Source organism: Streptomyces composti (assembly GCF_012034205.1).
GTDB classification, from domain to species: domain Bacteria; phylum Actinomycetota; class Actinomycetes; order Streptomycetales; family Streptomycetaceae; genus Streptomyces; species Streptomyces composti.
In genome coordinates this window covers 181,728-200,391 of sequence record NZ_JAATEM010000002.1, presented here as the reverse complement: position 1 = coordinate 200,391, position 18,664 = coordinate 181,728, and the positions used below count along the sequence as shown (strand labels likewise).

15 protein-coding genes are annotated in these 18,664 nt (G+C 70.9%); 2 read left to right on the top strand and 13 right to left on the bottom strand.

Translation table 11 applies throughout. From position 1 onward, the window contains the following. Positions 1 to 101: 101 nt before the first annotated feature. The 12 genes from HCJ93_RS02600 to HCJ93_RS02545 form a co-directional block, all read right to left on the bottom strand. Positions 102 to 446 (bottom strand): hypothetical protein, encoded by a 345-nt coding sequence (locus HCJ93_RS02600; RefSeq protein WP_167990687.1) that lies wholly within the window; start codon positions 444 to 446, stop codon positions 102 to 104. A 48-nt stretch (positions 447 to 494) separates the two neighbouring features. Next, entirely contained in the window at positions 495 to 1,322 is an 828-nt protein-coding gene (locus HCJ93_RS02595; protein ID WP_167990686.1) for a shikimate dehydrogenase, read from the bottom strand. Further along, positions 1,319 to 3,001 (bottom strand): endolytic transglycosylase MltG, encoded by a 1,683-nt coding sequence (gene mltG, locus HCJ93_RS02590; protein WP_167990685.1) that lies wholly within the window; start codon positions 2,999 to 3,001, stop codon positions 1,319 to 1,321. The genes HCJ93_RS02595 and mltG overlap by 4 nt, the downstream gene beginning before the upstream one ends. A 125-nt stretch (positions 3,002 to 3,126) precedes the next feature. After that, the gene (ruvX, locus tag HCJ93_RS02585) at positions 3,127 to 3,591 is read right to left on the bottom strand and encodes a Holliday junction resolvase RuvX (RefSeq protein ID WP_167990684.1); all 465 of its coding nucleotides are present in this window, start codon (positions 3,589 to 3,591) and stop codon (positions 3,127 to 3,129) included. After that, positions 3,591 to 6,263: an alanine--tRNA ligase gene (alaS, locus tag HCJ93_RS02580; RefSeq protein WP_167990682.1), complete on the bottom strand. Its 2,673-nt coding sequence runs from the start codon at positions 6,261 to 6,263 to the stop codon at positions 3,591 to 3,593. Before alaS ends, ruvX begins: the two co-directional genes overlap by 1 nt. After that, positions 6,263 to 6,622, bottom strand: a complete 360-nt coding sequence (locus tag HCJ93_RS02575; RefSeq protein WP_167990680.1) for a hypothetical protein — start codon at positions 6,620 to 6,622, stop codon at positions 6,263 to 6,265. Before HCJ93_RS02575 ends, alaS begins: the two co-directional genes overlap by 1 nt. A 7-nt stretch (positions 6,623 to 6,629) precedes the next feature. Further along, positions 6,630 to 7,085 (bottom strand): DUF948 domain-containing protein, encoded by a 456-nt coding sequence (locus tag HCJ93_RS02570; protein WP_167990679.1) that lies wholly within the window; start codon positions 7,083 to 7,085, stop codon positions 6,630 to 6,632. Between the two features lie 1,119 nt (positions 7,086 to 8,204). Next, positions 8,205 to 8,819 carry a 30S ribosomal protein S4 gene (gene rpsD, locus HCJ93_RS02565; protein ID WP_167990677.1) on the bottom strand — a complete coding sequence of 205 codons (615 nt, stop codon included), beginning with the start codon at positions 8,817 to 8,819 and terminating at the stop codon, positions 8,205 to 8,207. A 301-nt stretch (positions 8,820 to 9,120) separates the two neighbouring features. Next, positions 9,121 to 10,476: a replication-associated recombination protein A gene (locus HCJ93_RS02560; protein ID WP_167990667.1), complete on the bottom strand. Its 1,356-nt coding sequence runs from the start codon at positions 10,474 to 10,476 to the stop codon at positions 9,121 to 9,123. Between the two features lie 44 nt (positions 10,477 to 10,520). Then, on the bottom strand, positions 10,521 to 11,186 hold the full coding sequence (locus HCJ93_RS02555) for a vitamin K epoxide reductase family protein (RefSeq protein WP_167990666.1): 666 nt from the start codon (positions 11,184 to 11,186) through the stop codon (positions 10,521 to 10,523). Between the two features lie 233 nt (positions 11,187 to 11,419). Next, the gene (gene hisS / locus HCJ93_RS02550; RefSeq protein ID WP_167990664.1) at positions 11,420 to 12,682 is read right to left on the bottom strand and encodes a histidine--tRNA ligase; all 1,263 of its coding nucleotides are present in this window, start codon (positions 12,680 to 12,682) and stop codon (positions 11,420 to 11,422) included. 11 nt (positions 12,683 to 12,693) lie between these two features. After that, positions 12,694 to 13,401: an MBL fold metallo-hydrolase gene (locus tag HCJ93_RS02545; protein ID WP_167990663.1), complete on the bottom strand. Its 708-nt coding sequence runs from the start codon at positions 13,399 to 13,401 to the stop codon at positions 12,694 to 12,696. A 179-nt stretch (positions 13,402 to 13,580) separates the two neighbouring features. Here HCJ93_RS02545 and HCJ93_RS02540 point away from each other — a divergent pair, with 179 nt between their 5' ends. Further along, positions 13,581 to 14,402 carry a peptidylprolyl isomerase gene (locus tag HCJ93_RS02540; protein ID WP_167990661.1) on the top strand — a complete coding sequence of 274 codons (822 nt, stop codon included), beginning with the start codon at positions 13,581 to 13,583 and terminating at the stop codon, positions 14,400 to 14,402. A gap of 135 nt (positions 14,403 to 14,537) precedes the next feature. Continuing rightward, positions 14,538 to 15,767, top strand: a complete 1,230-nt coding sequence (locus tag HCJ93_RS02535; RefSeq protein ID WP_167990660.1) for a DUF349 domain-containing protein — start codon at positions 14,538 to 14,540, stop codon at positions 15,765 to 15,767. 150 nt (positions 15,768 to 15,917) lie between these two features. Here HCJ93_RS02535 and relA read toward each other — a convergent pair whose 3' ends face one another. Continuing rightward, positions 15,918 to 18,446 (bottom strand): GTP pyrophosphokinase, encoded by a 2,529-nt coding sequence (gene relA / locus HCJ93_RS02530; RefSeq protein WP_167990658.1) that lies wholly within the window; start codon positions 18,444 to 18,446, stop codon positions 15,918 to 15,920. Positions 18,447 to 18,664 lie beyond the last annotated feature (218 nt).

Genomic DNA, 18,664 nt, shown 5'->3' with positions numbered 1-18,664 from the left:
TGTGGCGCGGACGGGGTGCGCGCGTCCCCGGCCCGCCGCCTCCGATCCTCCCACGTCCGGGCCGGGTGCCCGGGCGTCGGTCCATCAGACGGACGCCCGCGTCAGCCGTCCTGCGGGTGCCGCTGCGGGGCGTAGGCGCCGAGGAAGTCCGCCCCGCTCCGCTCAGGGGCCGGCGCGGGCTGCACGTGCTGCGGGGCGTAGGCGCCGAGGTAGTCGGCGCCCCGGCCCTGGCCGGGGCGGGCGGGGGCGGTGACCGGCTGTCCGGAGCGGGCGGCGCGCCGCTGAGCGATCTTGTTCTTGATCTTCAGGCCCCAGTAGACGAGGACCGCGAGCGCCAGCAGCGCGTATGCCGTGATCTGCACCCAGTCGGGCAGGAAGCCCAGCACTGCTTCGAAGATCTGGGACTTCCAGCCGGCCAGCTGGACGCCGGCGAACCCCGTGGACATGGATGCTCCCCTCCCCTGCTCCGCCCCCTGCGGAACAGCGAGTGGATCTTAGCGGTTCGCCAGCGCCCGCTCGCCGGCTTTTCGCATGGCCTCCAGCGGCGCGGGAGTGCGTCCCGTCATCTGCTCGACCTGGAGGACTGCCTGGTGCACCAGCAGGTCGAGGCCGCTGATCACCGCCCCGCCGTACGCCGACCAGCGGGCGGCGAGGACGGTCGGCCAGGGGTCGTAGAGCACGTCGAAGAGGGCGGCCGGGCGCTCCGGGACGGCGCGGGCGAGCGGGTCGGTGACCCCGGCCGGGGTGGTGGTGATCACCAGCGGGGCGTGCAGGGCCTGCTCGGCGTCGGCCCAGTCGGCGGTGCGCACCTCGACCTGGAGCCGCTCGGCCCAGCGGCGCATCTCGGCGGCGCGTGCCGCGCTGCGGACGTAGACCGTGACCTCGCCGGTGCAGATCCGGGCGAGGGCGGCGAGGGCGGAGGAGGCGGTGGCGCCGGCGCCGAGGACGGCGGCGCTCTCCACCTGGACGATGCCGTGCTCGCGCAGCGCGGCCACCATGCCGGGGATGTCGGTGTTGTCCCCGGTGCGGCGGCCGTCGGCGGTGAGGACGACGGTGTTCACGGCGTCGACCGAGGCGGCGGTGTCGCTGATCGAGTCCAGCAGCGGGATCACCGCCCGCTTCAGCGGCATGGTCAGCGACAGGCCGGCCCACTCGGGCCCCAGCGTCTCGAGGAATCCGGGCAGCGCCTTCTCGTCGACCTCGAAGCGGTCGTACGTCCACCCCTCGAGCCCCAGTTCGGCGTACGCGGTGCGGTGCAGCACCGGGGAGAGCGAGTGTGCGATCGGGGAGCCGAGGACGGCAGCCCGGCGCGGTGAGGTCATCCGTTCTTCCTCGAGGCGTTGAACTTGTCGACCAGCTTCTGGTGCTCGGCGTTGGTCTTGGTGAACTCGCTGGTCTTCCCGTCGAGCGAGATGAAGTAGTACCAGCCGTCGTCGGTGGGGTCGAGCGCACCCTTGACCGCTTCCTCACCGGGGTTGCCGATGGGGCCGGGCGGCAGGCCCTTGTAGTAGTACGTGTTGTACGGGTTGTCGTAGTTGCGCAGTTCGGAGAGCGAGAGGTCGATCTTGCTCTGGTTCTTGATGTAGTTGTACGTGGAGTCGAACTCCAGCATGCCGTTGGTCTCGGTGTTGCCCGGCTCGAGCCGGTTGTAGATGACCTCGGCCATCTTGCGGAAGTCGCTGTGGCTGGTGCCCTCGGCCTGGACGAGGCTTGCGACGGTCACCAGCTGCCAGGGGTCCTTGAGACCGAGCCCCTCGGCCTTCGCCTCCACGTCGAGCTTCTCGTAGACCTGGTTGGCCTGGGCGACCATGTTCTTCAGGACGTCCTCGGGCTTCTGCCCCTTGGAGACGCCGTAGCTGGACGGGAAGAGGAAGCCTTCCAGCGGGTCCTTGACGTTCTTGTGGCCCTTCGCCCAGCCGGGGAGGCCGAGCTGGTCCGCCTTCTGCTTGGCGACCTTCGCGGTGGTGCCCGCCTTGAGCTCGAGGCGTTTGTCGATGAGTTCGTAGACCTGGGCGTTCCGCAGTCCCTCGCGGATGATCAGGTTGTTGCGGCTCTCCGGGCTGAGCATCAGCTCGACCGCGCTCGCGGCCGACATCTGCTTCTCCAGCGTGTAGACGCCGTCCTGGATCGACTTGCCCTGGGGGTTGCCCGCCTGCGCCGCCACGAAGGCGTCGACGCTCTTGACCACGCCGGCCCTCTTGAGCACCTGGCCGATGACCGCGCCGGTGGCGCCCTTGGGGATGGTGACGGTCACCTTCTGCCCGTTGCCGTCGCCGGCGAAGTCCGGGGCGCTGCCGAAACGATCCTGGTAGAACTGCCAGCCGTAATAGCCCGCGCCGGCCAGTCCCCCGCCGAAGACCAGGGCCACCACCAGACAGGCGCACCCGCCGCGGCGCTTCTTCTCCTTGGCGCCCTTGCCGCCCCTGCGGCGGCGGTCGCCCGGATCGTCGTAGTCGTCGTCCTCGTCGTCACCGCCGCCCGCGAAGAAGGCGTGTTCGCCCTGGTCGGGTCCGGGGTCCCAGTCGGTCGGCGGCTCGGGCTCCGGGGCGGCGCGCCTGCGGCCGGGCGGCTGGGGCGGAGGGTATCCCTCCGGGCTGCCGTAGTAGTCGGACTGCTGCCCCGGATAGCCGCCGCCCTGCCCGTAGGGGTCCTGCGCCGCGGCGGCGTAGGGATCCTGCGGGTGGGTGCCGGTGTGCCAGCCGCTGGTGTCGTAGTGCTGCTGATGCTGCTGCTGGTGGGCGTACTGCTGGTCGTACTGCGGGTACTGCTGTCCGCCGTAGCCGTTCTGGTCATGTCCGCCGTAGCCGTTCTGTTCGGCGGTACCCCAGTCCCCGTACTGCTGGTGCGTGTGCGACTGCTGCGGGTAATGCTGCTGCGGCTGGCCGGCGTAGGGAGACTGCGGGCCCTGATCGGCCTGCTGCCCTCCCCATCCGCCGTCCCCGTACAACGGGTCGTCCGGATGCCACGGTTCGGAGCCTTGGCCCCGGCCATACTCAGTCATCGATCCCCTAGAGCCGCGAGGCGGTGACCGCCGGGCCACCTGAAGACCGCGGCCGTCCTCCGCCTCTTTCTGTGCGGCGGCTGTTCGAACACCGCCGCATCGCGCGGAACGTTACCGTATCGCGATCAGATGACCACTTCGACGCCCTCGCCGGGTGCATTGCCTGACACCCGTTCGGATTCGAGGGCCTGCTGCAGGATGATCACGGCCGCTGCCTGGTCGATGACCGATCTGCCTTTCTTGGACCTCACGCCCGAGGCGCGCAGTCCCTGGCTCGCTGTGACGGTGGTCATACGTTCGTCGACGAGCCGTACCGGGACGGGGGCGATGCCCTTGGCCAGCTCCTGGGCGAAGGCGCGCACCTTGGCGGCGGCCGGCCCCTCGCCCCCCTTGAGGGAGCGAGGGAGACCGACCACGACCTCGATGGGCTCGTACTCCTCGACGAGCTGCCGCAGGCGCCGGTGTGCGGCCGGGACGTCCCGGCCGGGGACGGTCTCGACCGGTGTGGCGAGGATGCCGTCGGGGTCGCAGGAGGCGACCCCGATACGGGCGTCCCCGACGTCGACGGCGAGACGGCGTCCCCTGCGCATTACTTGGCCGTCTCCGCGACCAGGCGTTCGACGGCCTGGACGGCCTCGCCGACGGCGGCCGGGTTCTGGCCGCCGCCCTGGGCGACGTCCGGCTTGCCGCCACCACCACCGCCGAGGGTCTTGGCGGCGGTGCGGACCAGCTCACCGGCCTTCAGGCCGCGCTCGCGGGCGGCGTCGTTGGTGGCGATCACGGTGAGCGGCTTGCCGTTGTTCACGGTGAACAGGGCGACCACGGCGGCCCGTCCGCCGCGGATGCGGCCGCGCACGTCCAGGACCAGCTTGCGCAGGTCGTCGGCGGTGGTGCCGTCCGGCACCTGGCCGGTGACCACGGCGACGCCGTGGATGTCCTTGGCGGACTCGGCGAGACCGGCGGCGGCCTGCAGCACCTTCTCGGCGCGGAACTTCTCGATCTCCTTCTCGGCGTCCTTCAGCCGGCCGAGCATCGCGGAGACCTTCTCGGGCAGCTCCTCCGGGCGGCCCTTGAGCAGTTCGGTGAGCTGGTTGACGACCGTGTGCTCGCGGGCGAGGAAGCTGTAGGCGTCGACGCCGACGAGGGCCTCGATGCGGCGCACACCGGAGCCGATGGAGGACTCGCCGAGCAGTTTCACCAGGCCCAGCTGGGCGGTGTTGTGCACGTGGGTGCCGCCGCACAGCTCCTTGGAGAAGTCGCCGATGGTCACCACGCGCACCCGGTCGCCGTACTTCTCGCCGAACTCGGCGATGGCGCCCTGCTTCTTGGCCTCGTCGATGCCCATGATCTCGGCGTGCACGTCCAGGTCGCGGGCGAGCACCTCGTTGATCTTCTGCTCGACGTCGAGCATCACCGTCTGCGGCACGGCGGACGGCGAGCCGAAGTCGAAGCGGAAGCGGCCGGGCTGGTTCTCCGAACCGGCCTGGGCGGCCGTGGGGCCGAGGGCGTCGCGCAGGGCCTGGTGCGTGAGGTGGGTGGCCGAGTGGGCGCGGGCGATGGCCTTGCGGCGGGGGGCGTCGATGGCGGCGTGGGCCTTGGCACCGACGGTGACCTCGCCGACCTGGACCACGCCCTTGTGCACGTAGACGCCGGGGACCGGCTTCTGGCAGTCGCGCACCTCGATGACGGCACCGGCGTCGGTCTTGATCCGGCCGGTGTCGCCGATCTGGCCGCCGCCCTCGGCGTAGAAGGGGGTGCGGTCCAGGACGACCTCGACCTCGTCGCCCTCGGTGGCGGCCGGGGAGGAGACGCCGTCGACGAGAAGGCCCACGATCGTGGACTCGCCCTCGGTGTCGGTGTAGCCGATGAAGTCGGTGGCGCCGGCCCGGTCGGCGATCTCGCGGTAGGCGCCGAGGTCGGCGTGGCCGGTCTTCTTGGCCTGGGCGTCGGCCTTGGCGCGCTCCCGCTGCTCCTTCATCAGGCGGCGGAAGCCCTCCTCGTCCACGGACAGGCCCTGCTCGGCGGCCATCTCCAGGGTGAGGTCGATCGGGAAACCCCAGGTGTCGTGGAGCAGGAAGGCCTTGTCGCCGGGCAGCACGGTGGAGCCGGCGGCCTTGGTCTCGGCCACGGCGGTGTCGAGGATGTTGGTGCCGGCCTTGAGCGTCTTGAGGAAGGCGTTCTCCTCGGCGAGGGCGACCTTCTCGATGCGCTCGCGGTCGGTGATCAGCTCGGGGTACTGCCGGCCCATCATGCCGATGACGACGTCGATCAGGTCCTTGACGACCGGGCCGGTGGCGCCGAGCAGGCGCATGTTGCGGATGGCGCGGCGCATGATGCGGCGCAGCACGTAGCCGCGGCCCTCGTTGCCCGGGGTGACACCGTCGCCGATGAGCATGGTGGCGGTGCGCATGTGGTCGGTGACCACGCGCAGGGACACGTCCGAGTCCTCGGAGTCGCCGTAGCGGACGCCGGTCAGCTCGGTGGCCTTCTCGATCACGGCCATCGAGGTGTCGATCTCGTACATGTTCTGCACGCCCTGCAGAATCATGGCGAGCCGCTCGAGGCCGAGGCCGGTGTCGATGTTCTTGCTGGGCAGTTCGCCGAGGATCTCGAAGTCGTCCTTGCCCGTGCCCTCGCCCCGCTCGTACTGCATGAAGACGAGGTTCCAGATCTCCACGTACCGCTCGTCGTTGACGGCGGGGCCGCCCTCGGGGCCGAACTCGGGACCACGGTCGTAGTTGATCTCGGAGCAGGGGCCGCACGGGCCGGGGACGCCCATGGACCAGAAGTTGTCCTTCATGCCGAGTCGCTGGATGCGCTCCTTCGGCACGCCGATGACCTCGTGCCAGATCTGCTCGGCCTCGTCGTCGTCCTTGTAGACGGTGATCCACAGACGTTCGGGGTCGAGGCCGTAACCGCCCTTGTCCTGGGGCGTGGTGAGCAGCTCCCAGGCGAGCTTGATGGCGCCTTCCTTGAAGTAGTCGCCGAAGGAGAAGTTGCCGCACATCTGGAAGAACGTGCCGTGCCGGGTGGTCTTGCCGACCTCTTCGATGTCCGGCGTGCGCACGCACTTCTGGACGCTGGTGGCGCGGGTGAAGGGCGGCTTGACCTCGCCGAGGAAGTAGGGCTTGAAGGGCACCATGCCGGCCGGGACGAGCAGCAGAGTCGGGTCGTCCGCGATGAGCGACGCCGACGGGACGACGGTGTGCCCGCGCTCCTCGAAGAAGCTCAGCCAGCGGCGGCGGATCTCGGCCGACTCCATCAGTGGTCCTCATTCCGGTTGTACGGGTACGTCTTGTACGTCAGGCCCTCGGCGTACGGGGGCCTGCTGCGGTTCTCGATGACGGCGTAGAGCCGGGGGGCGGGCAGTTCGCGGTCGACGGGGGCGTTGAGCCCGAGCGCGTCGCCGAGTTCGGCCTCGCGCTGGGCCATGTTGTCGCGGACCTCGAGCGCGAAGTCCACCGCGCGGTCCTTCAGCCGGCCACCGGCCTCGAGCGCCTTGTTCGCGGCGGCGACGGCGAGGTGCTCGGGCGTCAGCTGCTTGAGCTTGCGGTTGACCTTGGTGGTGGCCCACACGCCGGCTGCGACGCCGGTGGTGAACCAGAACGTACGGCGGAACATCGCTCGGTCAGTCTCTCTTTCCCCGGGAGGTCCCGCGGCTGCGCCGGTCGCGGCGCGCGCCCGGGACGGTACGGCCCACGATCACGGTGCGCCCCGGCGCCCGGGCGGGCGCCTCGTCCTTGCGGCCGCTCAGGGCACGGCGCACGCCGTAGCCGAAGGCGGCGACCTTGACGAGGGGGCCGCCGAAGGTGGAGGCGACGGTGGTGGACAGCGCGGAGGCGTTGGAGGTGACCTCCTGCACGTCGGAGGCGATCGCGTCGACCCGTTCGATCTGGGTCTGCGCGGAGCGCACCGCCGCGGAGGCGTCGGCCAGCAGCGGGACGGCCTGGTCGGTCACGTCCGCCACGAGCTTGGTGGTCGCCCTGAGCGTCTGGGCCAGCCTCGCGAGAGCCACCGCGAGGAAGGAGACCAGGATCGCCCAGAAGACGGCCACCAGGATCCCGGCCACCTCTCCACCGGACACTGTGTGCACCCGCTCCCTGAAACGTGCCTGAACATCGAGAAAGTCGTGTCACCGAGCCTATCGCGCCGGTGACACGACCCCGTACCGGATTAACCTCCGGCACCGGTGGAGCCGCGGGCCCCGATTGTACGGACCGCGCCGGGCCGATCACGCCCGGCGCCCACCGGGCTTCCGCCCGCGCCGCCCCACCGGACTGGCGGGGCGTCAGGCGCAGTCGGTGAGAGCTCCGCGCACCCGGTGCGCGCCCGCGCAGAGTCGGCGAGGCGGGCTGCGGCGCCACGCCGGAGCCGCACCGGCGCCCGGCAAGCCGTGCGCGCCGCCAGACCGAGCCGCCGGGACTCGCGCCGACGGTGAGACGGCCGGGGGGCACCGCGCCGGCGCGCGGCCCGGCGGCCGGCCCCTCCGACACGCCGCATGCCCGCACGGCGGCCGGCGCCGAGCGGGCGCCTCCTCCAGGACGGCGCGGCCCACCGGCACACCGGCACACAGGCACACCGCAGGCATGGTGTGGGCTGCCCGCCGGGCCTCGAGCCCGCGGCGGTCCGCCGGTGCGCGTCGGTGCAGCTGCCGGCGCGCCGCTCGGCCGGTCCGCCGGGGCGCGCCGGATGCACGCGCGCGGGTCGGTTCCCGGCCTGCTCGGCCCCGGGCAGCGCTCGGCACGAGATGTGCGCCCCGAGGGCCCGGGCGGATGGTGCGCCGGGTGCCGTGAGGCGGACCGGGACCGGGAGATGCGGCCGGCGCGGTCAGCGTCTGCCGGACGGGCCGTGTGGCGGCACCGGAAGGCGGGGCGGGACGCCACCGGACCAGGTCCACAGGTCCACGACCGGGGCCTCCCGCCCGGGAGCGGGGCCCGGGGCGGCACGTGCCCCGGCCGGGAAGCCGGCGGTCGCCCGCGCCCCCGCCCGGGAGCGGGGCCCGGCGGCCGGGGTCGGGGCCGGAAGGAGGTGGCTCCGGGCCGGGGCGCACCGGGGCCGTGACCGGAACGCCGCCGAGCGGCCGTCCCGCCCCCACCGGGCCGGGCCGCCCTCGCCGGGCCGAGCGGGCCGGGAAGCACGAACCCGCCGCGCCCCGCCCGGAAGGGCGGGACAGCGGCGGGCCGCGGAGACGCTGCCTGCTGGGTCAGCGGGCGTAGTACTCGACGACGAGCTGCTCGTCGCAGACCACCGGGATCTCCTTGCGGTTGGGCTCGCGGTCCAGGCGGAACGCCAGGGCCTTGAGGTTCACCTGGAGGTAGCGCGGGGTCTCGCCCTCGGGGGCGAAGCCACCCTCGCGGGCGATCTGGAAGAGCGTCTTGTCCTTGGAGCGGTCACGGACCTGCACGACGTCGTCCGGGCGGACACGGAAGGAGGGCTTGTCGACCTTCTTGCCGTTGACCTGGATGTGGCCGTGCGTGACCATCTGGCGGGCCTGGTAGATCGTGCGGGCGATGCCCGAGCGCAGGACCAGCGCGTCGAGGCGCTTCTCCAGCTCCACGATCAGGGCCTCACCGGTCTTGCCCTGCACCTTGACGGCACGCTCGTAGGCGCGGACCAGCTGGCGCTCGGAGATGTCGTACTGCGCGCGCAGACGCTGCTTCTCCAGCAGACGGACCTTGTAGTCCGAGTTCTGCTTGCGCCCACGGCCGTGCTCACCGGGCGGGTACGGACGGGCCTCGAAGTACTTGACGGCCTTCGGGGTCAGCGCGATGCCGAGGGCACGCGACTTCTTGACCTTGGGGCGGGACTGGTTCGCCACTGTTACTCATTTCCTAGTGTCGGCTTGTCAGGTCTGCTGGGAGGTCGCATCCGCAGCCGGGGAATCCCTGCGGGTCCGCGAGGGACCTGCCGGGCAGCCGCTCCCCTGGTCTGGGCACATACGTGCAGCACGCGAGTGGCCCACCGACCGTTCCCGGGACTCCGGGTGGTGGTGGGCTGCCCGCGACACCGTTCGCCGGTGCGCGACGCTCCTGGAACCGATCCCGCCGGGATCGGGCTCCGGCTGACTGTCCCGCTCTGACAGCACAGGACGCAGCACTCCAGCAGAGTTTACAGGGTGCTCAGGACCGCTTGCGCCCCAGGTGCTTCCTGGTCCACTCCACGGCGTCCGCGTAGCGGGCCTCGGCCCCGTGCCGGGTGGGCTGGTAGTACTCCCGGTCCTTGAGGGCGTCCGGGGCGTACTGCTGCTGGGCGATGCCCTCGGGCAGGTCGTGCGGGTAGACGTACCCCTTGCCGTGGCCGAGCCCGGCCGCGCCCCGGTAGTGGCTGTCCCGCAGGTGGGCCGGCACCGGCCCGGCCAGGCCCTTGCGCACGTCCTCCAGCGCGGCGCCGATCGCCGTGGTCGCCGCATTGGACTTCGGGGCGAGGGCCAGGGCGATGGTGGCGTGGCTGAGGGTGAGGGCCGCCTCCGGGAAGCCGATCATGGATACGGCCTGGGCCGCGGCGACCGCGATGGGCAGCGCGTTGGGGTCGGCGAGGCCGATGTCCTCGCTGGCGGAGATCATCAGGCGCCGGGCGATGAAGCGGGGGTCCTCGCCGGCCTCGATCATGCGGGCCAGGTAGTGCAGCGCGGCGTCCACGTCGGAGCCGCGGATGGATTTGATCAGGGCGCTGGCCACGTCGTAGTGCTGGTCGCCGTCCCGGTCGTACTTCACGGCCGCCCGGTCGACGGTCTCCTCCAGCGTGGTCAGCGACACCTCGCTCTCACCCTTGTCGAGGGCGGCCCCGGCGGCCGCCTCCAGCGCGGTGAGCGCCCGGCGGGCGTCCCCGCCGGCGATGCGCAGCAGGTGGTTCTCGGTGTCCTCGGCGAGCGTGACGGCGCCCTTGAGGCCCCGCTCGTCGGTGAGCGCCCGCCGGATCAGGCCGCGGATGTCGTCGTCGGTGAGCGGTTCGAGGGTGAGCAGCAGGGAGCGGGAGAGCAGCGGGGAGATGACCGAGAAGTAGGGGTTCTCGGTGGTCGCGGCGATCAGGGTGACCCAGCGGTTCTCCACGGCGGGGAGCAGCGAGTCCTGCTGGGCCTTGCTGAAGCGGTGGATCTCGTCGAGGAAGAGGACGGTCTCCTGGCCGTAGCCGCCGGAGGCGCGGCGGGCGCCGTCGATCACCGTGCGGACCTCCTTGACGCCCGCGGTGATCGCCGACAGCTCCACGAAGCGCGCGTTGGTGGCCTTGGAGACGACGTGGGCCAGAGTCGTCTTGCCCGTGCCGGGCGGGCCCCAGAGGATCACCGAGGAGGGCCCGGCGGGGCCCGAGGCGCCCTCGCCGACCAGTCTGCGCAGCGGGGAGCCGGGCTTGAGCAGATGCTGCTGGCCCACCACCTCGTCGAGGGTGCGCGGGCGCATCCGGACCGCCAGAGGGCTGCCGGTCGGATCCTTCTCCTGGCGTTCTTCGGCTGCGGCGGTGAACAGGTCGGGCTCCACGACAAGAACCCTAAATCACCGCACCGACACCCGGGCCGGGGCCGTCAGCCGGTCCAGAAGTCCCACCAGCGGGTGAGGATCAGCATGCCGATCACGCCGATGTGCAGCACCGGCATGACCCAGGTGAACTCACCGAAGAAGCTCTTCAGCCAGGAGGGCGCGGGCAGGAAGCCCTTGCGCACGTTGAAGGAGGTCACGTACCAGAACATGATGATCGTGGCGACCCAGGCCAGGCAGCACCACAGGCACAGGGCGTTGATCCGGTACAGGGACTGGAACATCAGCCAGGCGCAGAAGGCGACGCCGAAGAGGGTGCCCGCGTTGAAGGTGAGCCAGTACCAGCGCGGGAAGCGTGCCCCGGCGAGCAGGCTCATGCCGACGCAGATCACGATGCCGTAGGTGACGAGGCCGAGCACCGGGTTGGGGAAGCCGAAGACGGAGGCCTGGTCGCTCTCCATGACGCTGCCGCAGGAGACGATCGGGTTGAGGCTGCAGCCCGGCGTGAAGGTCTCGCCTCTGACCTTGGCCTCGAGGATCTTGAACTTGTCCAGCGTGATGACCCAGGCGGCGAGCACTCCGGCCGCGCCGGTGATCACCAGCAGCAGGGCGAGGGCCCGGCTGCCGCCCTCGGTGCGCCGCCCGCCGGCGGTGCGCTGCGCGGGCGAGTGCTCGGGCTCCATGGCGACGTCCTTGAGTGTCGTCTTGCTCATCACGCCGATTCCGTCACTAGCGAGTGTGGGCCTTGCTTCGGGCAGGGGCCATTGTGCCGCACGGGCCCGCGGCGGCGCCGTTCGCCGGGCATAAGGAATGACCGGCACTCACCCGTGAGCGTTCGGTTTCGGCCGATGTTCGTCGCAGTGTCGTACGGATGTACGGCGTGCGCGCAGGCGCCGGGGGCGATCGGCCTCCGGCGCCTGCGGAACCGCGCGGGCGGAGCGGTCCCTCAGCCGAGCCGGGACTCCAGCTCCGCGACGATCTCGTTCACGCCGACCGGAACCTGCTCGCCGGACTCCATGTCCTTGAGCTGGACCACGCCCTCGGCGAGATCCCGCTCGCCGGCCACGATCGTGTAGCGGGCGCCGCTGCGGTTGGCGTTCTTCATGGCGCCCTTGAGGCCCTTGCCGCCGTAGGAGAAGTCCGCCGCGATGCCGTTCTTGCGCAGCTCGGTGACCTTGGTGAACAGCACCCGGCGGGCCTCCTCGCCCAGCGGGACGGCGAACACGCTGGTGGTGGCGGGGAGTTCGAGCTCGATGCCCTCCGCCTCCAGGGCGAGCACGGTGCGGTCGACGCCGAGGGCCCAGCCGACGGACGGCAGCGCGGGGCCGCCGATCATCTCCGACAGGCCGTCGTAGCGGCCGCCGCCGCCCACCGCCGACTGGGAGCCCAGGCCGTCGTGGACGAACTCGAAGGTGGTGCGGGTGTAGTAGTCGAGGCCGCGCACCAGCTTGGGGTCGTCCTCGAAGGCCACGCCCGCCGCGGTGATCAGCTCGCGGACCTCCTCGTGGTACGCCTTGCACGCGTCGCACAGGTAGTCCCGCAGCAGCGGGGCCCCGGCGAGCTGCTTCTGCACCGACTCCCGCTTGTCGTCGAGCACCCGCAGCGGGTTGATGTCGATGCGGCGGCGGGTGTCCTCGTCCAGGTCGAGCCCGCGCAGGAAGTCCTGCAGCGCGGCGCGGTAGACCGGGCGGCACTCCTTGTCGCCGAGGCTGTTGAGCAGGATCCGGAAGTTCTGCAGGCCCAGCGAGCGGTACGCCTGGTCGGCGAGGATGATCAGCTCGGCGTCGAGGGCCGGGTCCTCCGCGCCGATCGCCTCGGCGCCGACCTGGGAGAAGTGACGGTAGCGGCCCTTCTGCGGGCGCTCGTAGCGGTAGTACGAGCCGGAGTACCAGAGCTTGACCGGGAGGTTGCCCGCCTTGTGCAGGTTGGCCTCCAGGGCGGCGCGCAGCACGGAGGCGGTGCCCTCGGGGCGCAGGGCGAGCTTGTCGCCGCCCTTGGTCTCGAAGGCGTACATCTCCTTGGTCACGATGTCCGTGGACTCGCCGACGCCGCGGGCGAACAGCTCCACGTTCTCGAAGCCGGGCGTCTCGATGTAGCCGTAGCCGGAGTTGCGCAGCGGGGCGGCGAACGCCTCACGGACGGCGAGGTACTTGGCCGACTCCGGCGGGATCAGGTCGTACGTGCCCTTGGGGGCCTTGAAAGTGCTCACGGAAGGTCTCGTCACATTCCTCGTCGGGGAGCCTCCTGGGCTCCCAGGCCGGCGGCCACCTGCCGCAGATACGGGTTGGTGGCGCGCTCCTGGCCGATGGTGGTCTGGGGGCCGTGGCCGGACAGCACCACGGTCGAGTCGTCGAGCGGCAGGCACACGCGGGCCAGCGAGTCGAGCATCTCGGCCATGTCACCGCCGGGCAGGTCGGTGCGTCCGATGGAGCCGGCGAACAGCAGGTCGCCCGAGAACAGGATCGGCGGGATGTCCGCCGCCTCGGGCAGGCCGAAGGTCACCGACCCCTTGGTATGGCCCGGCGCGTGCGAGACGCCGAACTCCAGACCCGCCAGCTGCAGCTTCGCGCCGTCGGCCAGCTCCTTGACGTCGTCCGGCTCCCCCACGGTCAGCTCGCCGAGCAGCGGCATCCCGATGGAGCGGCCCAGCGCCTTCTCGGGGTCGCTCATCATGTACCGGTCCTCGGGGTGGATCCAGGCCGGCACGTCGTGGGCGCCGCAGACGGGGACGACCGAGGCGACGTGGTCGATGTGGCCGTGCGTGAGGACGACGGCGACCGGCTTCAGCCGGTGCTTGCGGACCGCCTCCTCCACTCCGGGCGCGGCCTGGTGGCCGGGGTCGATGATCACGCACTCCTCACCGGCTGCGGGGGCGACGAGATAACAGTTCGTCCCCCATGCTCCGGCGGGGAACCCGGCAATGAGCACGATCGTCCTTCGTTCGAGTCGGTACACAAGGCTTGCGGCGGGCCGAGCCCGCGGTCAGAGCCTACCGGCGCTGCCGAATCCTCAGCGAACCCATATACGGTACGGGTCACACGCAGACGGTCGGCTCACCGCACGCACGCGTACCGGTCGACACACGAGACGCATGAGGAGTTAACCCGGTGGTCAGCCAGGAACAGCGGCGGCGTCAGCTCGCCCGGGAGAAGTTCTTGCGGCAGCAGCAGCGGCGTATCGAAGCGCGGCGCAAGGCGCGCATCCGCAACTCGGTGATCGCTTCGGTGCTCGGCGTCGTCCTGATCGGCAGCCTGGCGCTGTACACGACCGGGGTGCTCAAGCAGGACGACGAGAAGACCAACGCGAGCGCGGAGATCACCCCCAGCGCCTCCCCGACCAGCAAGGCGCCGGACCCCTGTGACAAGCCGGCCCCGGGCGAGCCGAAGAACAAGACGTGGAAGAAGGAGCCGGCGCTCGAGATCGACAAGTCGGCGAAGTACACGCTGAAACTGGACACCACATGCGGTGAGATAGACGTGGCGATGAAGGCGTCGGCGGCGCCGCACACGGTCAACTCGTTCGAGTTCCTGGCCGGCCAGGGCTACTTCGACCACACCAAGTGCCACCGGCTGACCACTCAGGGCATTTATGTCCTGCAGTGCGGCGACCCCACGGGCATGGGCACCGGCGGGCCGGGCTACACGATCCCGGACGAGAATCTGAAGGACAAGAGCCTCAAGGACAACATCTATCCGGCCGGCACGGTCGCGATGGCGAACACCGGGCAGAAGAACAGTGGAGGCAGCCAGTTCTTCCTGGTCTACAAGGACAGCCAGCTGCCGCCCAACTACACACCGTTCGGTACGGTCTCGAAGGCCGGCATGAAGGTACTGCAGAAGATCGCCAAGGCCGGGGAGAGCACGGGCATGGGCGACGGGGCGCCCAACGCGACGGTCGTGATCGACAAGGCGAGCGTCACGAAATCCTGACCCCCATCTGCGAGATTTCGGTCGCGCGGGATGCGGACAGGCATCCCGTCGGTCGCCTATGTTGGCCGTGACGAAACTGTGGACGATGCCCGGGGGAGCACAAGCGACTCGCAGGCATCATGTGGAGGAGGCGCTGTGAGCAGCGACCCGTGGGGCCGCGTCGACGAGACGGGGACCGTGTACGTGCGTACGGCCGACGGCGAGAAGGTCGTCGGTTCCTGGCAGGCAGGCTCCCCCGAGGAGGCTCTGGCCTACTTCGAGCGCAAGTACGAGGGCCTGGTTGTCGAGATCGGCCTCCTCGAGAAGCGAGTGAAGACCACCGACCTGTCGTCGAAGGACGCCCTGGCCGCGATCGAGCACATCCGCGAGCAGGTGGACGCCCATCACGCGGTGGGTGACCTGGACGCCCTGAAGGTCCGGCTGGACAAGCTCGTGGAGCTGGTGGAGAAGCGCCGCGAGGAACGCAAGGCGCAGCGGGCCCGGCAGGCCGAGGAGGCGCGGCGGGCCAAGGAGGAGCTGGTCAGCGAGGCGGAGCAGCTGGCCACCTCCGATCAGTGGCGGGCGGCCGGTGAGCGGCTGCGGGCGCTGGTGGAGACCTGGAAGAGCCTGCCGCGGCTGGACCGCAAGTCGGACGACGAACTGTGGCACCGGTTCTCGCACGCCCGGTCGCAGTTCTCCAAGCGGCGCAAGCAGCACTTCGCGCAGCTGGACGCACAGCGCGAGGAGGCCCGCCGCATCAAGGAGCGGCTGGTCGCCGAGGCGGAGGCGCTGTCGGACTCGACGGACTGGGGTCCGACGGCGGCGCGCTACCGGGAGCTGATGGCGGAGTGGAAGGCCGCGGGACGCGCCCAGCGCGAGCACGAGGAGGACCTGTGGAACCGCTTCCGCGGCGCCCAGGACATCTTCTTCGCGGCGCGCAGCGCGGTGTTCGCCGAGCGTGACGCCGAGCAGGCGGAGAACCTCAAGCTGAAGGAGGAACTGGCCGAGGAGGCCGAGAAGCTGCTGCCGATCACGGACCTGAAGGCGGCGCGGGCCGCGTTCCGTGCGATCAACGAGCGCTGGGAGACCATCGGCCATGTGCCGCGGGACGCCCGCCCGAAGGTCGAGGGCCGGATGCACGCGGTGGAGCGGGCGATCCAGGAGGCCGAGGAGGCCGAGTGGCGGCGCACCAACCCGGAGGCCCGGGCGCGCGCCGAGGGTCTGACCGGCCAGCTGCAGGCTGCCGTGGACAAGCTCAAGGGCGAGATCGAGCAGGCCCGCGCCCAGGGCAACACCGCCAAGGCGGAGAAGCTGGAGCGCGAGCTGGAGGGCCGCCAGGCCCTGCTCGACCAGGCTCTGAAGGGTCTGCAGGAGTTCGGCGGCTGACACCGGGCACGGAAGAGGGGCTCCCGTACCGTACGGGAGCCCCTCTTGTCGTCTCGTGTCGTCGTCCTTGTCGTCGCCTCTTGTCGTTCTCGTCCCTCGCCGCCGCCGGCCGGACTCTCCGCCTCGCTCCGGGCGCTGGTGCGCCGCGGGTCAGCCGCGGTTGCGGGCCGAGGTGACGCGGTAGACGTCGTAGACGCCCTCGACGCCGCGGACGGCCTTGAGGACGTGGCCGAGGTGCTTGGGGTCGCCCATCTCGAAGGTGAAGCGGGAGGTGGCGACCCGGTCGCGGGAGGTCTGGACGGCCGCGGAGAGGATGTTGACGTGCTGGTCGGACAGCACGCGGGTGACGTCCGAGAGCAGCCGGGAGCGGTCCAGGGCCTCGACCTGGATGGCGACCAGGAAGACCGAGGACTGGGTGGGCGCCCACTCGACCTCGAGGATCCGCTCGGGCTCCTTGGACAGCGAGTCGACGTTCACGCAGTCGCTGCGGTGCACCGAGACGCCGCTGCCGCGGGTGACGAAGCCGATGATCGGGTCGCCGGGCACCGGGGTGCAGCAGCGGGCGAGCTTCACCCAGACGTCCTCGACACCCTTGACGATCACGCCGGGGTCGGCGCTGGAGCGGCGCTTGCGGCTGCGCGAGCGGGCCGGGGGCACCGCCTCGTCGATCTCCTCGCTGGCCGCCTCCTCACCGCCGAGGGCCTGCACCAGCTTCTGCACGATGTTCTGCGCGGAGACATGGCCCTCGCCGATCGCCGCGTACAGCGCGGAGATGTCCGAGTAGCGCATCTCGTGCGCCAGCGTGACCAGGGAGTCGCCGGTGAGGATGCGCTGGATCGGCAGGTTCTGCTTGCGCATGGCGCGGACGATGGCGTCCTTGCCCTGCTCGATCGCCTCGTCCCGGCGCTCCTTGGAGAACCAGGCACGGATCTTGTTGCGGGCGCGCGGCGACTTGACGAACCCCAGCCAGTCCCGGGACGGGCCGGCGCCGGGCGCCTTGGAGGTGAAGACCTCGACCAGGTCGCCGTTGTCCAGGGTGGACTCCAGCGGCACCAGGCGGCCGTTGACCCGGGCCCCTATGGTGCGGTGGCCGACCTCGGTGTGGACCGCGTAGGCGAAGTCGACCGGCGTGGCGCCGGCCGGGAGCGCGATCACGTCGCCCTTGGGCGTGAAGACGAAGACCTCGTTGCGGGACAGGTCGAAGCGCAGCGACTCCAGGAACTCGCCCGGGTCCTCGGTCTCCTTCTGCCAGTCGAGGAGCTGCCGCAGCCACGCCATGTCGTTGATGGCGTCCTTGTCCTTGCCGGACGACTTGGGCGCGTCGGTGCGGATCTTGGAGGCGCCGGCCACGGCCTCCTGCTTGTACTTCCAGTGCGCGGCGATGCCGTACTCGGCGCGGCGGTGCATGTCGAAGGTGCGGATCTGCAGCTCGACCGGTTTGCCGCCGGGGCCGATGACCGTCGTGTGCAGCGACTGGTACATGTTGAACTTCGGCATCGCGATGTAGTCCTTGAACCGGCCGGGGACCGGGTTCCATCGCGCGTGCACGGTGCCGAGGGCCGCGTAGCAGTCGCGGACGGTGTCCACGAGGACGCGGATGCCCACCAGGTCGTAGATCTCCGCGAAGTCACGGCCGCGGACGATCATCTTCTGGTAGACGCTGTAGTAGTGCTTGGGCCGGCCGGTGACGGTCGCCTTGATGCGGGCGGCGCGCAGGTCCTGCTGGACCTCGTCGGTGACGATGGCGAGGTACTCGTCGCGCTTGGGGGCGCGCTCGGCCACCAGGCGGACGATCTCGTCGTACATCTTGGGGTAGAGGATCGCGAAGGCGAGGTCCTCCAGCTCCCACTTGATGGTGTTCATGCCCAGCCGGTGGGCGAGCGGCGCGTAGATCTCCAGGGTCTCGCGCGCCTTCTTCTCCTGCTTCTCGCGCTTGAGGTAGCGCATGGTGCGCATGTTGTGCAGGCGGTCGGCGAGCTTGATGACCAGGACGCGGGGGTCCTTGGCCATGGCGACGACCATCTTGCGCACGGTCTCGGCCTGGGCGGCCTCGCCGAACTTGACCTTGTCCAGCTTGGTGACGCCGTCGACGAGCAGGGCGACGGTGTCCCCGAAGTCGCGGCGCAGCTGCTCGAGGCCGTACTCGGTGTCCTCGACGGTGTCGTGCAGCAGTCCGGCCATGAGCGTGGCCGGGTCCATGCCGAGTTCGGCGAGGATCGTGGTCACCGCGAGCGGGTGGGTGATGTACGGGTCGCCGCTCTTGCGCTTCTGCCCGCGGTGCCAGCGTTCGGCGACCTGGTAGGCCTTCTCGATCTGGCGGAGCGTGGAGTTCTCGATCTTGGGGTCGTTGCTGCGCACTATCCGCAGCAGCGGCTCCAGAACCGGGTTGTACGGGTTGGCGCGCTGCACACCGAGGCGGGCGAGCCGGGCGCGGACGCGGTTGGAGGAGCCGGAACGGGCGGGCTGGCCGGTGTTGGGGCGGGCGGTGGGGGCCAGGCGCTCCGGCGAGGCCGGCTTGGAACGCGACTGCTCGGGCTTGTCGACGGGCGCTGCCTGGGCGCGCTGGACCGGCCCGCGGGTGTCGTTCTTCGCCTGGGGCGTGTTCGGCGCGGGCTTGTCCGCGGCCGCCGAGGCGGACTCGGGCTTGGCGGCGGTCAGGTGCTGGGCCTCGTCTGGCAAGAGGACTCCTCGTGCGCGATCCGGGTCCCCCGGTCAGGCTCCGGAGATCCCATGGTAGCGATCCTGGACCGTTCGATCTCCTGTTGTCCGGTGTGAGGACGGTCAACCGGAAAAACGCCCGGGACCTGCGTCTGATTCCTCCTGGTCCGCTCCCCGCGGCGGGGCGCCGGCGCCGGGAAGGCGCCGACGCGACGGTGCCCCCGCCGCTCCCCGTCCGG

What these genes read in the sequence shown, in the direction of transcription:
- ruvX (WP_167990684.1), bottom strand. Translation starts at nt 3,591, where the DNA reads ATGCGCAGGGGACGCCGTCTCGCCGTCGACGTCGGGGACGCCCGTATC.
- HCJ93_RS02575 (WP_167990680.1), bottom strand. Translation starts at nt 6,622, where the DNA reads ATGTTCCGCCGTACGTTCTGGTTCACCACCGGCGTCGCAGCCGGCGTG.
- HCJ93_RS02595 (WP_167990686.1), bottom strand. Translation starts at nt 1,322, where the DNA reads ATGACCTCACCGCGCCGGGCTGCCGTCCTCGGCTCCCCGATCGCACAC.
- mltG (WP_167990685.1), bottom strand. Translation starts at nt 3,001, where the DNA reads ATGACTGAGTATGGCCGGGGCCAAGGCTCCGAACCGTGGCATCCGGAC.
- alaS (WP_167990682.1), bottom strand. Translation starts at nt 6,263, where the DNA reads ATGGAGTCGGCCGAGATCCGCCGCCGCTGGCTGAGCTTCTTCGAGGAG.
- HCJ93_RS02600 (WP_167990687.1), bottom strand. Translation starts at nt 446, where the DNA reads ATGTCCACGGGGTTCGCCGGCGTCCAGCTGGCCGGCTGGAAGTCCCAG.
- HCJ93_RS02555 (WP_167990666.1), bottom strand. Translation starts at nt 11,186, where the DNA reads ATGAGCAAGACGACACTCAAGGACGTCGCCATGGAGCCCGAGCACTCG.